The organism is Sediminibacillus albus (assembly GCF_900101125.1).
Classification (GTDB): Bacteria; Bacillota; Bacilli; order Bacillales; family Amphibacillaceae; genus Sediminibacillus; species Sediminibacillus albus.
In genome coordinates, this window is the sequence record NZ_FNFL01000007.1 from 86450 (window position 1) to 100464 (window position 14015).

The window sequence follows — 14015 nt, forward strand, 5'->3', positions numbered from 1 at the left end:
AGTAGAGGGTGAATTTGGCTCATGGTAACAATTAAAGATGTAGCAAAGGTGACTGGTGTCTCACCCTCTACGGTTTCCAGAGTAATTGCGGATAACCCGAGAATCAGTCCGGCTACGAAAAAAAAAGTGCGCGAGGCGATGGAACATTTGGGCTATCACACTAATATCCATGCCCGTAACCTAGTGGCGAAGTCGACAAAAGCAATTGGCGTGATTATGCCTTCGTCTGCGGACAAAGCGCTGCAAAACCCGTTTTTTCCGGAAGTGTTGAGGGGAATCGGGTCGGTTATCCATGAACGGCAGTACTCGTTAACGCTGTCAAGCGGCGAGACGGAACAGGAAATTCTGGCAGAAGTGCAGCGGATGGTCTATGGCAGTTATGTAGATGGAGTCATTCTATTGTACTCGCGTGTCGACGACCCGGTAATGTCCTTTCTGCAGGAGCGGGATTTTCCTTTTGTTATGGTAGGGAAACCTTTTGAAAAACTGCAGGAAATTACCCATGTGGATAATGATAACTTTACAGCGGGAAAGCAAATAACCAATTATTTGATTGCAAGCGGGCATGAAAAAATAGCATTTATCGGTGGTTCTAAGGACTTGTTTGTGACAAGGGACCGGGAATCAGGGTATCAGTCGGCTTTGACAGATGCTGGATTGCCCAATAACGATGCCTATAAAATCCATACCGAGTTTCTGAAATCGGGTGGAAGGGAAGCTGTCGAACGTCTGCTTTCCCTGCCTGTCCGGCCTACTGCCATTGTCGTTACGGATGACCTGATGAGTCTAGGAGTGTTGAGTACACTGGAAGAATCAGGCGTCCAGGTGCCGCGGGATATTTCGCTGGTAAGTTTTAATAATGCTTATCTGTCGGAGATAACCAGGCCGGCTTTGACGACAGTCGATATCCATATCCATGAATTAGGCGCCCAATCGGCAAGGGCGCTGATTGAACGAACCGTCGATAAAACGGTACCTTCCAGACGGATTATCGTTCCATACAACATTATTTACCGGAATTCGGTAAGTGAACAATAAAAAGGAGCTAAAGTGCTCCTTTTTTTATTTTCAATTCAATCGTGTATGGATTCTTCCCCTTGGAAAACAATACATGGCGCATTATTTGTTAATTCTTTATCAAGAAATACAAAAACCAAACAGCATGGTTTTGCTCATCCGCTGCTGCCCGCTTGAATTGTACCTCCTATTTTTTCTCTTCACTATGTATGTGGCATTGCTTGGAATTGTACCTAATTCACTCAAGCATAAAACTAATTCTGCGCACTTCGTTTAGTTTCTGGAAATAAAGGATATAGAGTATATACCAAATGTTTTAAAAGGCAGGGATTTTAAAAACGGAGGGGATTTTTATGAAAAAATCTACAATTGGCATAATTGCTGGTTCAACCGCACTCGTTTCAGCAGGTACGGTGGTAGCTTTCAAGACGTATCAGAAGAAAGCTAATAACGACAGCCAGGGCGCAGATTTAATGCAGACGGTAAAGACAGGCGCAGATAAAACGATTCAAAAGGTTAAAACAGTTATTGATGATCAAATTGGTATGATGAATAAGGAAAAAGACATGCTTGATGATATCGGTTCCAAAATGAAAAGCAGCAAAGGAAGCCAGGCAGACAGCACCATCGCAAAAAAAGACGACATCGAAAGTCCAGATGCCCCTGTGGATGATGCGGAAAAAGGGCTGACCGAATTAGATCACGAATACCGGTCCGAGTGGATTGCCAACGGATTTCCGCAAACCCATCGGGAAATGGAAAGACTGGAAGAAGAGGATGACAGGACATAAGCATGACAATATGATAAGCATGGGAAAGCCGGGTCAAGAGATGGCTCGGCTTTTTTTGATAATTGTCGCCTGGCCGGTAATATAAAGATTCTGTAAAGTTTTTCCGTTTATGTAGCATTCTTCGACGGTATCTTTTAAAATTTGCTTCAGATAGCAAAAGAGAATAAAGGTGGTCGGGGGATATGGGGAGCAAATTTTTTACTCGTGCAGTCGGTCGCGATTCGGCCGCAAGCCATTCGGATCAGAGCGGCAGTATTACCAGGCATCTTAACTGGAGAAACATAACTATTAGCCGCAAGCTATTGGTTCAATCATTTATTACTATTTTCCTTTATCTGGCAGCATCTGTTGTAATTGGTTTTTTACTAGTTGATTTGATTAAAGATATACATAAGATTAAGCTCCAGGAAGAACAGGCAGTACAAATTACCGAAGTTGGCTCGCTGATCAGGTCTAAGGACATCCGTATTGCCGATTACATCACCTTTTTGCGCAGTGAGGATCAACAGGAATACCGCCAGCTTCGAAATCAACTGAATGAACAAATTCAGACGATTTCAACTGGAACAGATAAAGAAGCAGCAGCAATCATTAAGCAAATCGATAAAAACAATCAGCAAATCGATACGCTGTTCATCGATACTGTCGTGCCATCGGTAGTCCGAGGGGACATGGCTATTTATACAGAGGCCAGACTGCAAATTTCCTCGCTTCGGAATAAAAATGTCGAGCTGTTAGAACGACTGAAAGCGGAAGTGCAGGAAACCAGTAATCAAATGATTCTCCTTGCTGAACAGCATATCCGGACGGTCATTATCACGATGGCAGCAGTTGTATTTATTGTCAGCATGATCAGTGCCGGCATGGCTGTAATGATTGCCCGTTCGCTAAAACAGGGGCTTAATCAAGTGGTGCAGGTAAGTAATCGGATTGCAGAAGGCGACTTAACAAATCAGGAGATTCATTACCAAGGGAAGGATGAAATTGGCCAGCTGACAAACGCAGTAAACAAGATGAATCAGAAAATGAAGGAAATGGTTAGCCATATCCAACATACCTCTCTTCAAGTTTCGGCTCAAAGCAGCTTTTTACATCAGCATTCGCATGATGTGCAGCAGTCCAGTGAACAAATTGCAGCCACAATGGAGCAACTATCGGCAAGTTCCCAGGAGCAGACCGGGTTTTCGCAAAATATTAATGCTATAGTAGGTGACTTCCACCAGGATATTGACCGAGCCGATGGCAAAGGGCGAGAGTTAGCGGCTTCCTCCAGGCAAGTTCTGCTGGCAACAAAGGCAGGAAGCCAATCAATGAAGGAAACAACCAGCCAAATGGCCGGTGTATATTCCATTTTTGAAGGGGCCGTACATAAAATGACCAATCTGGATAAGAGTTCCCGGGATATCTCTCATTTAGTCGAGGTCATTAAAGGCATCGCCTCTCAAACCAATTTACTTGCTCTCAATGCATCAATTGAAGCAGCAAGAGCTGGTACTGCAGGGAAGGGTTTCGCAGTTGTCGCAGAAGAGGTGCGAAAGCTCGCTAACCAGGTTGACTCCTCGATAGCCGAGATAACAAGGATGATTTCGACTATACAAACAGATGCGTCCGACGTTTCCGTTTCTTTGACAGAAGGATTTCAGCAGGTATTAGCCGGTAAGCAAAAGTCACAACAGACGGAAGCAAGCTTTAACCATATTCAGGAGGAGATGGAAGCAATGGCTTCTGCGATTCAATCCATCTCCAAGACAATCAGACAATTAAGCATAAATAGTAAGGATATCAATGATTCGATGGAAAAGATAGCAGGTGTCACCAACCAGTTTTCCATTGGTTTTGAACAAGCATCTGCTGCTATTCATGACCAAAAGCAGGAAATCAATGGTGTTTCAGATAGTGCCGCGACACTGGCTGATTACTCACAGCAGCTGGATCAGGCGGTCGCCCGGTTTACTGTATAAGTTTTGGAAGTAATTTTCTGAAGCAGCGTCCCTTTTCATAAAGGGACAGTATGTTATGTAAGGTTTGTGAATTGGGCGTTCAATTTTTGCAGTAGTTTTTTCGTGTGCTTTGGTGTTTGTAAGTGGTAGATGGTGATATCGTTGGTGTTCCTCAGCTTTTCTTTTATGGCTGGGGTTTTTCTTTTTTTAAATCTGGCCACCCAGAGAAAAAATTCCAGGTCGAGCTTCTCCCGGCAATCAGCTCCCATATCTGGCCGTGTTTTGCCCTGGTATTGAATTCTGCGTTTAACGATGCCGTACAAGCATCTTAACGTGGAGTAATCAAGGAATATTACGGTGTCTGCAGCCTGGAGCCGTAAATCCATTGTTGATCCATAATTTCCATCAATGATCCAGCAGTCCTGTTGGATAATCTCTTTTTGCTGTTTGGATAGTTCCTGTTTGCTGATTGGCTGCCAGCCGGGCTTCCAAAAGTAAGCGTCTAAATGGTAGACAGGCAGCTGGAGAATTTCACCTAATTGCTTGGCCAGCGTCGATTTTCCAGCTCCGCCGCTGCCAATAATGGCGATTTTTTTCATAGATCTTCTCCCTTCGCGTAACGATTTTTTATGGACGGATTTTTTATCATACCACTATTTTTGGAAAAATCAATAAGCTTTTTATAAAAACGCAGTTTAATCTGGCCACTTGAGGTGAATTGCATCAAAAAGTGGCGTGGACACGACATACATCTATTTGCAAAAAGCGAATGATTACAGCATATGGAGTTTTAAAAAAATGACTCCTTTATTTTCAAGGAGGCTGAGGCCGTGCCCACGGAAACCGGAGTATTCTGTTGGTGCAAATTTAAGCACCCAACCTTGTTAGAAGAATGAGAGCTGTCACAGGGGCCGCTGGTGTTAAAAAAAGAAAAAAATCGAACGAGTTCGAATCCTAAGGATTTCGAAATCATCGTTCGATTTTTGCCCAGCTACTATCCTTTTGTCCCAACCTCTCAATGTTAATCAGGTTTTAAAGCACTGGACATCTTTGTCAATAATTGGGCATCTTCTTCATACGATTTTTGCAAGGCAACGGTGATTTTCCCAGGTTTTCCATTATTGACTTTTTCCCCATCTATTTGAATGATCGGCATTATTTCGGCAGTACTGCTGGACAAGAATACTTCATCTGCTGTCTGTAAGTCATCAAGCGAAAAAGCCTCTTCCACTAACGGAACATCCAATTTCTCTGCCAATACCTTGACACGCGACCGGACACAGCCGTGCAGAATGTTATTGGTTTCCGGATGGGTGAATATACGGCCGTTTTGAACAATATAAGCGTTGGATGAACTGCATTCCGTCACCGTTCCCTCGCGGTGAAGAATCGCTTCAAAGGCGCCATGCTCACTTGCCTCTTGCTTGGCAAGTACATTCGGCAATAAATTCAAGCTTTTGATATAACAGTTTTGCCAGCGTACATCCGGCTGAGTGATAGCGGTAACTCCGTTGGTCAATTTATCAACCGGACGCGGAAGATCCTGGACATAGGCATAGAAGTTCGCTTCCACATCAGGAAAAACATGGTCGCGTATCGCTGACCCGCGAGTTGCCTGTAAGTAGACTTTTGCGTCTCCTTGTACTTTATTTATCCTAAGTAACTCATCAAGCTTATCGAATAGCTCGCCCTTCTCAAAAGGCAGCTTTATTTTTACAGCTGCGGCGGAGCGGAACAGTCTGTTTACATGCTCTGTCATTAAGTAGTATCTTCCCTGATAAACACGGATTACTTCATAAACGCCATCACCGAATTGCAAGCCGCGTTCCTGAAAGGGATAAGTTAAGTCATCGCCATTTACAAATTCTGTTTGGGATAACACATGTGGGTGTATCATTTCGGGGGAAAAACCTCCTTCAAAGTGGTATACAAGCCATGAAAAAAGTATATCATAGAACAGCTTCTTTTATTCTATGTGCCACATCTAAACAAAGTCCATTTATGGCTCTTCTATTTTAACGCTTGTGCGGATGAGCTGCTGAATTATTTTCCCTGTGGTGACAGGATTTAATCCTCTTTATTATCTTGGTGAATCCCCTATGAAAACTTTTCGACAAAAATGGTAGCTACCTATTGCAACTAAGGAAAACGGTTGTTATAATGATAAACATCACTTCAAGAAAGACGAGCAAAATGATATCTAATTAGTATGCGGGTGTAGTTTAGTGGTAAAACCTCAGCCTTCCAAGCTGATGATGAGGGTTCGATTCCCTTCACCCGCTCCATGAACTTATGAGCCAACGCAGTGTTTCGTTTTTAAGCAACGAGGCATTGCGTTTTTACTATGTAAAAAAGCTTTCCATGCTGTTATCCTCGATAATGCTTAGCTTGATACAAGGGTAAGATAGAATGTATCCTATAAGTAGCTAGTTTGAAAGAGGTGTCAGTGATGAAAGAACTTCAAAGAAAACTGAAGCAGGTCGATGGGAAGAGCTACAAAGGATATAAATCTATCCAAGGCAGGTATTCTTTTCATCGCTTCGAGCTTGTTATAGATTATGTGCAAGGAGATCCATTCGCAGCTCCTTCAAAAATCAGGTTGATTATCCCTGATGCGTACCGAAAAATTCAACCGGATTGGAAAAATGACCGGCAGCGGAAAATTTATACCGAAGACACTATTGCCAGATCGGTAGCAAAGGCAATTAACAACAACACCGTTTATAGTAAGGGGTCCGGGAAAAGTGGATTGATTGCCATTGATGCCCCCGGACAGGAAATCCTTGAACGGAGTGCCGTTGTCTTAGATGATGGCTACACGACAATTTGCCTATCGGTTGGTTTACCCGCTAATGGGCGAAGGATAAATGGAAGAGAAGCTGAAAAGCTTTTTTTTGAAGCAATTCCTGCTATTCTGGAAAAATCGATTTATTCTATTTCTGACGCAGAGATAGAAGCCAGCGTTGAATTGGCTGACCAACATCAGGCGATCAGACAAAAAATGAGGGAAAATGGCTGGATAAGCTTTATTGCGGACGGCGCTGTCCTGCCGAGGGAGAGCGGTATCAGCAATAGGCCGATGAAGCAGGCTGTACCGTTTGAAAGTACGGAAGAAAACAGAGTTTCCATCGATATCCCCCATCAGGAAGAACCGCTGACTGGAATGGCTTTAAAGAAAGGCATTGTGCTGATTGTCGGCGGCGGTTATCACGGAAAAAGCACACTGCTTCAAGCCGTTGAGCGAGGCGTTTACCACCATAAAAAAGGGGACGGACGGGAATACGTACTGACTGATCCAAGGGCAGTGAAAGTCCGTGCTGAAGATGGCAGACAAGTAAGTACTGTCAATATTGCGCCATTCATTAATGATTTGCCGCACAAGCAGGACACAAGCAGGTTCACTACCGAAAATGCGAGTGGCAGTACTTCACAGGCAGCAAATGTAGTCGAAGCTCTTGAAGCTGGTGCAAGTACGATTTTAATTGATGAGGATACGAGTGCTACCAACTTCATGATTCGCGATCAACGGATGCAAGAGCTGGTAGTTAATGAAAAGGAACCAATCACCCCGTTTATCGATAGAGTAGAGCAAATGCGGGACCAGCTTGGTGTTTCTACTATTTTAGTAATGGGCGGATCCGGTGATTACTTTGAAGCAGCTGACCAGGTAATCATGATGGACCGTTACCAGCCGCATAATGTCACAGAGCGGGCCCGTTCGATTGCTGAAAAGTATCCATTTTCGCGGAATCTCTTCAATCAACAGGAATTTGGCGATTTGCCCGTGCGGCAGTTCCTTAACGGAAGCCTGCAGACAAACCAAGGAAAAAAATCGAAGGTACAGGCGAAAGGGCTTGCTACCATTATTATGGGAAGAACCGACATTGCCCTTCATTATGTTGAACAATTAGTCGATCCTTCACAAACTAGAATGATTGCAGAAATTCTTCGCCATTTGGTTCAAAAGCATTGGTTGAACAAGAACCGATCCTTAACAGAGCTGCTTGATGCAATCGAACTCCAAATGGACGAAAAAGGACTGGGGTCATTTGCACCATTTCCAGAACAGCACCCCGGCGATTTGGCAAGACCACGCCGGTTCGAAATAGCCGCAACTCTTAATAGAATGCGGACTGCCAAAGTAAAAGATATCAGCTAATCATACCAGAGGGACAGTTATCATCTGTCCCTCCATGCTGGAAAGGAGGGAAAAGCACATGGCTTACGAGGAATTAAAGCAGGAAATCATTGATTATAGTAAAAGCATTGGCATCGATAAAATTGGGTTCGCCTCTGTAGATGTATTTACCGAGCTTAAGTCGCGGCTTGAGCAGCAGCAGGACCTAGGCTATCAATCAGGCTTTGAAAAGGGCAGTATTGAAGAGCGGACGAATCCTGCCAAATTGATGCCAGAAGCACAGTCGATCGTTTCTATTGCTCTTGCCTACCCTTCCAGACTGAAGGATGCACCGAAAAGTAAAAAAGGGGAAAGGCGCGGGCTTTTTTGCAGAGCATCCTGGGGAAAAGATTATCATCATATTTTAAGAGAAAAATTAGAAATGCTGGCTGAATTTATCGCAGGCAAGGTTTATGCATTTAATTATAAATCAATGGTCGATACCGGTGAGCTTTCTGATCGTGCTGTCGCTGAACGATCCGGTATTGGTTTCAGCGGTAAAAATACAACGATCATTACCCCGGAATTTGGTTCCTATGTTTATCTTGGCGAAATGATAACGAATATCCCTTTCCCTCCAGATCAACCCGTGGAGGACAGCTGTGGGGAATGCACTAAGTGTATTGATTCATGCCCCACTGGAGCGCTTATCCAAGGCGGGCAGTTAAATGCCCAAAAATGCATTGCATTTTTGACGCAAACGAAAGACTTTCTGCCGGACGAATATAGAACTAAACTAGGTAACCGTATATATGGATGCGATACGTGCCAGCTGGTTTGCCCAAAGAACCAGAAAAAAGATTTCCACCTCCATCCGGAAATGGAACCCGATCCAGAAGTTGTAAAGCCGAAGCTTATTCCGCTGCTTTCTATGTCGAACCGAGAGTTCAAGGAAAAGTTCGGGGAGATAGCCGGTTCCTGGCGAGGGAAAAAACCAATTCAGCGCAATGCAATCATTGCACTCGGCCATTACCGGGAAGAAAGCTCGGTAAACGAATTGATACGCCTGATGGAATCAGATCCGCGTCCGGTAATTCGCGGCACTGCTGCCTGGTCTCTAGGAAAAATAGGAACAGAAAAAGCCTTTGCAGCAATCGAAGCAGCCAAGCAGAAAGAAACCGACGAGCAGGTGCTCTTCGAAATGGAGAAAGGCCTTCGTTTCCAAACGGTGTACAGCTAGTTTTGTTTTATTGGCAGGAAAGAGGTTGGGACAAAAGGATAGCGGACAAAGCAAAAATCGAACGATGATTCGAAATCTCTAATATTCGAACTCGTTCGTTTTTTCTTTTCGAATTTTTAAGATAACCTGCGGACAAGTGACAACTCTATTTCTTCCTTCTAACAAGGTTGGGTACCGACAGCATACTTCGCTTTCCGAGAGCATGGCCACGCCCTCCTTGAAAATAAAGGAGCCATTTTCTGCATGCGATGAGTTGCAGCCGAGCGGTCCTTGTCTTCAGACTCGTGCTATTCCCAGAGAAGTCTACGTATTCTGCCGGCGCAATAGGCCTGTTCTAACAACCTTGCATGACGACCGCTACGGAAATACACTACGCTTTCCGCGGGCGACTGGGGAGCCTCCTCGAGCCTGCGCTCTGCGGGGTCTCACCGAGGCCTTTTCCCCCGCAGGAGTTTCCGTGGATTTCCTCCTCTGAAAGTCTACGTAAGGTTTTCAGCAATACACAAATGTTTCTGATTTACTTGAAATCACGCCGTACGAATACTTATCTAATACTACTGTTAATCGCCATATATATTCCTTTTCGTCATCAATCGAATGCTCGAAGATGGTCTTATAAACCTTCCTATGCTGCCATCGTTCGATTTTTGCAAGTGAATGTATGTTATGTTCCAACCTCTTTTGTTCTCTCTATCTTACCAGCTACATATATTCAAGATAGGAGGGGTGCATGGATGGACTATAAGGAACTTTTAGAGGCTTATTGGCGTCGGCAGTTAGATCAAAGGGCGGAAGAAAAGAAGGCTAACTGGATATTACGCAAAAAGTATCTTCACGAATCGAGAGGAAGCAAAGTGCCCCGCATGCGCGGGGAAGGCAAGCTGCTCGGCACTAAAACGGAAAAAGACGGAACTACACGCTTACAATATGATTTGCTGGCAACCTTTTTTATTAAACAAGGCAATTCCTTTTATCATGAAGAAGAGAAACGCCGCCATACGGTGTCTATAAAGGAAGAGGAGATAATAAATGACCAGCTCGCTGACCGGCCTGCACTGCCCAAGGATGTGCCTGCTATCTCCGTATTCGGCAAAGAAGAGGATATCCGGGCATCGCGTTTTAATTATGACAGGCGGGCGGCAGTCCAATATGCAGAGCGCTGGTGGAACGAGTACAATCCCAATTACAAAGAATTCGCTGTAGACTGCACGAATTATATTTCCCAATGCTTAGCGGCGGGGGGAGCACCGATGCGAGGCATGCCTAATAAAGGGGAGGGCTGGTGGTACCAAGGAGATAGCTGGAGCTACAGCTGGGCAGTAGCTCATTCGCTGAGGTGGTATTTAAGCGGTTCTACTCAGGGTCTGAAAGGTAGAGAGATGGAAAAGGCAAGCGATCTATCCCCTGGTGATGTGATTTGTTATGACTTTCAGGGGGATGGCCGCTGGGATCATAATACGATCGTTGTGACTAAAGATCTGCAGGGAGAACCACTGGTGAATGCCCATACTGATAACAGCCGACATCGCTACTGGAGCTATGAGGACTCTATGGCATGGACGGAAAATTGCAAATATAAGTTTTTCCGGATCGGCGAATAGAGAGGTTTTGTTCATTTTCTAATCTGAAATAGGTTGTTTTGCCGGCATCCAGTGCTGGCTAGTAACTTGGCGGCATTGTGGTATAATAACCAGGTTACTAATTTTTTTTGGGGTGAAAAAAGTGGCAATACATGTTGTATTATTTCAGCCGGAAATCCCGGCAAATACGGGAAACATTTCACGGACGTGCCTGGCAACAGACACGACTCTCCATTTGATTCGGCCGCTTGGCTTCTCTACGGATGACAAGATGGTGCGCAGGGCGGGATTGGATTATTGGCAGGATGTAGATATCAAATATTACGATTCCTTAGAAGAACTATATCAAACCTATCCTCAAGGGGATTTTTATTATATTGAGAACTTCGGTACGAAATATTATACAGATTATGACTATAACCGGCCGGAGGAGGATCTATTTTTTGTATTCGGCAGGGAAACGAATGGGATTCCAAAGGAATTGCTGGCAGGAAAAGAAGACAAATGCCTGCGGGTCCATATGACGGATAAAGTGCGTTCTTTAAACTTATCCAATACAGCGGCCATTATTATTTATGAAGCACTAAGGCAGCAAGGATTTCCGGGACTGAAATAAAAAGCAGGACCAGTAAACATAAAACCGCCAGCCAATGCAGGCTGGCGGTTTCTTTATCTCTTTGGTGATTGTTTGGAGTCATAGCCGGCAGTAAAGATGGAAACGAGAAATACGACAGTAACACCTAAAATCAAAAAAATCCCCATGGATGACATCCTCCTTTTTCCATTTGCGATGTATATTCCTTCTATTAAACATGGTTATATGTATCAATCATACTTTTTCCATTATAACTAATTATTGTTGCCTTGTGAACTAGAAGCAGCAAAATCCCTTCATAGACTCTGGCGGGATTTTTTGCAAGGGAACGCAAAAGTTGAATACATTGCCAGCGTTATTCATGTTCGAAGCGTTGCCTACATAGATTAAAGTAACCATCTTTTAAGGATGAATACCAAAGGAAAGCAGGAGAGAAGAAAAGAACCTTTGCTATTGACTGGATGGCTGGGTTATTCTGTTAAATTACTTCTGGGGAGGATGTAGGAATGGATATTCTGAAAAAAATCCAGAATCATAGAGAAGATCAGGAAAGGCTGAAATGGGAAGGTACCTTAGCAGATTACTTGGAATTATTGAAAAAACGGCCTTATTTAGCTCAGTCTGCCCACTCAAGAGTTTATAGCATGATTAAGCATAAGGGCGTAAATGAGCGTGAGGATGGTGTGAAAACATACAAATTTTTCGAAAATGATCTTTACGGCCTTGATGAAGCGCTGGAAAGACTGGTGGAAGAGTACTTTCATCCGGCAGCCAGAAGGCTTGATGTAAAGAAAAGAATTCTCTTGTTAATGGGTCCTGTAAGCGGCGGTAAGTCTACTTTAGTTTCCTTGCTTAAACGGGGATTGGAGCAATATACCTTGACAGACGAAGGTGCTGTCTATGCGATTAAAGGCTGTCCCATGCACGAAGATCCGTTACATTTGATTCCACCGCATTTACGTGGAGACTTTGAACAGGAATATGGAATCAGGATTGAAGGAAACTTGTCTCCGCTTAATACGATGAAACTGGAAACGGAGTATGGTGGCCGGATTGAAGATGTCCAAGTAGAACGGATTTTCTTTTCAGAAGATAAGCGGACAGGTATTGGCACTTTTAGTCCCTCTGATCCAAAGTCACAAGACATTGCCGATTTAACAGGATCTATCGACTTTTCTACGATTGCCGAATACGGTTCGGAATCTGACCCGCGTGCCTACCGGTTTGATGGGGAATTAAATAAAGCAAACCGCGGGATTATGGAGTTTCAGGAAATGCTGAAATGTGATGAAAAGTTTCTTTGGCATCTCTTATCCCTCACTCAAGAAGGGAATTTCAAGGCGGGCAGATTTGCTTTGATTTCGGCGGATGAGTTGATTGTGGCCCACACCAATGAATCGGAGTACCGCTCGTTCATCGCCAACAAAAAAAATGAAGCCCTTCATTCCCGGATGATTGTTATGCCTGTTCCTTACAATCTAAAATTAAGCGAAGAGGAAAGAATATATAAGAAAATGATTAATGAAAGTGATATTAAAGACGTCCATATCGCTCCCCATACGTTGAGAATAGCCGCCATGTTTACGGTGTTAACACGATTGAAGGAATCCAACCGGGGCAGTATCAACTTACTGAAGAAATTGTACTTATATGACGGCCAGGATGTCGAAGGATACAGTGATGCGGATGTACTTGAATTGAAAAAAGAATTTTCCGATGAAGGCATGGGCGGTATTGATCCTCGTTATGTTATCAACAGAATTTCTTCCACAATCATAAAAAAAGAAATGACGGCAATCAATGCTTTAGATGTTCTCCGCTCATTGAAAGATGGTCTTGATAGCCACGCTTCTATCTCTAAAGATGATAAAGAACGGTATATGAATTTTATTTCCATTGCTCGTAAGGAATATGATGAGATCGCTAAAAAAGAAGTGCAAAAAGCGTTTGTTTACTCTTATGAAGAATCTGCCAAGACATTGATGGAAAATTATCTTGATAACGTCGAGGCGTATTGTAACAAGTCGAAGCTCCATGACCCGTTGACTGGAGAAGAAATGCATCCAGACGAAAAGCTGATGCGTTCAATCGAAGAACAAATAGGGATATCGGAAAATGCCAAAAAAGCCTTCCGGGAAGAAATATTAATTAGAATATCTGCCTATGCAAGAAAAGGAAGGAAATTTGATTATCAATCACACGAGCGGTTAAGGGAAGCAATCCAGAAAAAATTGTTTGCAGACCTGAAAGATGTCGTGAAGATTACTACATCCAGCAAAACTCCTGACGAGCAGCAATTGAAAAAGATAAATGAAGTGGTAGCTACCTTAATTGACGAGTACGGCTACAACCCAATTTCTGCCAATGAGTTACTTCGTTATGTCGGTAGTCTGTTGAATCGCTGATCAAGCAGAAGAGGTTTAGAGCAAAAGTATAGCGGCTAAAGCAAAAATCGAACGATGATTCGAAATCCTTAGGATTCGAGCTCGTTCGATTTTTCTTTTCGAATGTTTCATATAACCTGCGGACCCAGTAACAACTCTATTTCTTCCTTCTGACAAGGTTAAACTTGCGCCGACAGAATACTTTCCATGGGCACGGCTTCATCCTCCTTGAAAATAAAGGATCCATGTTCTACGTGCGCTGAGATGGCTGTTCTTACTACCTTGCATGACGACCGCGATCTCAAGTAAACCATAAGCATTTGTGTACAGCTGAAACCAGTACGCTGACTT

General features: G+C 43.6%; 11 protein-coding genes and 1 tRNA gene. 9 read left to right on the plus strand and 3 right to left on the minus strand.

Features of this window, described 5'->3' with window-relative positions; all coding sequences use genetic code 11:
• Window positions 1-21 precede the first annotated feature (21 nt).
• The 3 genes from BLR93_RS15525 (at window position 22) to BLR93_RS15535 (ending at window position 3769) form a co-directional block, all read left to right on the plus strand.
• Window positions 22-1038 (plus strand): LacI family DNA-binding transcriptional regulator, encoded by a 1017-nt coding sequence (locus BLR93_RS15525; RefSeq protein ID WP_093216522.1) that lies wholly within the window; start codon window positions 22-24, stop codon window positions 1036-1038.
• A 332-nt stretch (window positions 1039-1370) separates the two neighbouring features.
• The gene (locus BLR93_RS15530; protein ID WP_093216525.1) at window positions 1371-1808 is read left to right on the plus strand and encodes a hypothetical protein; all 438 of its coding nucleotides are present in this window, start codon (window positions 1371-1373) and stop codon (window positions 1806-1808) included.
• 182 nt (window positions 1809-1990) lie between these two features.
• The gene (locus tag BLR93_RS15535) at window positions 1991-3769 is read left to right on the plus strand and encodes a methyl-accepting chemotaxis protein (protein ID WP_093216527.1); all 1779 of its coding nucleotides are present in this window, start codon (window positions 1991-1993) and stop codon (window positions 3767-3769) included.
• Between the two features lie 53 nt (window positions 3770-3822).
• Here BLR93_RS15535 and BLR93_RS15540 read toward each other — a convergent pair whose 3' ends face one another.
• Both BLR93_RS15540 and dat read right to left on the minus strand, forming a co-directional pair.
• Window positions 3823-4347, minus strand: a complete 525-nt coding sequence (locus tag BLR93_RS15540) for a DNA topology modulation protein (RefSeq protein WP_093216530.1) — start codon at window positions 4345-4347, stop codon at window positions 3823-3825.
• A gap of 422 nt (window positions 4348-4769) precedes the next feature.
• On the minus strand, window positions 4770-5645 hold the full coding sequence (gene dat, locus BLR93_RS15545; protein ID WP_093216532.1) for a D-amino-acid transaminase: 876 nt from the start codon (window positions 5643-5645) through the stop codon (window positions 4770-4772).
• 314 nt (window positions 5646-5959) lie between these two features.
• Here dat and BLR93_RS15550 point away from each other — a divergent pair.
• From BLR93_RS15550 to queG, 3 genes are all read left to right on the plus strand, one after another.
• Window positions 5960-6033: transfer RNA gene (locus BLR93_RS15550), tRNA-Gly, on the plus strand.
• A gap of 164 nt (window positions 6034-6197) precedes the next feature.
• Window positions 6198-7907 (plus strand): ABC-ATPase domain-containing protein, encoded by a 1710-nt coding sequence (locus tag BLR93_RS15555; protein ID WP_093216535.1) that lies wholly within the window; start codon window positions 6198-6200, stop codon window positions 7905-7907.
• Window positions 7908-7965: 58 nt separating this feature from the next.
• Window positions 7966-9105, plus strand: coding sequence for a tRNA epoxyqueuosine(34) reductase QueG (gene queG / locus BLR93_RS15560; RefSeq protein WP_093216537.1), 1140 nt, complete (start codon window positions 7966-7968; stop codon window positions 9103-9105).
• 492 nt (window positions 9106-9597) lie between these two features.
• On the opposite strand, the gene BLR93_RS17830 is transcribed toward queG, so the two are convergent.
• Window positions 9598-9780, minus strand: a complete 183-nt coding sequence (locus BLR93_RS17830) for a hypothetical protein (protein ID WP_139184434.1) — start codon at window positions 9778-9780, stop codon at window positions 9598-9600.
• 59 nt (window positions 9781-9839) lie between these two features.
• Here BLR93_RS17830 and BLR93_RS15565 point away from each other — a divergent pair, with 59 nt between their 5' ends.
• The 3 genes from BLR93_RS15565 to BLR93_RS15575 all read left to right on the plus strand — a co-directional run bounded on the left by BLR93_RS15565 (window position 9840) and on the right by BLR93_RS15575 (window position 13685).
• Entirely contained in the window at window positions 9840-10706 is an 867-nt protein-coding gene (locus BLR93_RS15565) for an amidase domain-containing protein (protein WP_093216540.1), read from the plus strand.
• A 121-nt stretch (window positions 10707-10827) separates the two neighbouring features.
• Entirely contained in the window at window positions 10828-11301 is a 474-nt protein-coding gene (trmL, locus tag BLR93_RS15570; protein ID WP_093216543.1) for a tRNA (uridine(34)/cytosine(34)/5-carboxymethylaminomethyluridine(34)-2'-O)-methyltransferase TrmL, read from the plus strand.
• Between the two features lie 485 nt (window positions 11302-11786).
• Window positions 11787-13685 (plus strand): PrkA family serine protein kinase, encoded by a 1899-nt coding sequence (locus BLR93_RS15575; RefSeq protein ID WP_093216546.1) that lies wholly within the window; start codon window positions 11787-11789, stop codon window positions 13683-13685.
• Window positions 13686-14015 lie beyond the last annotated feature (330 nt).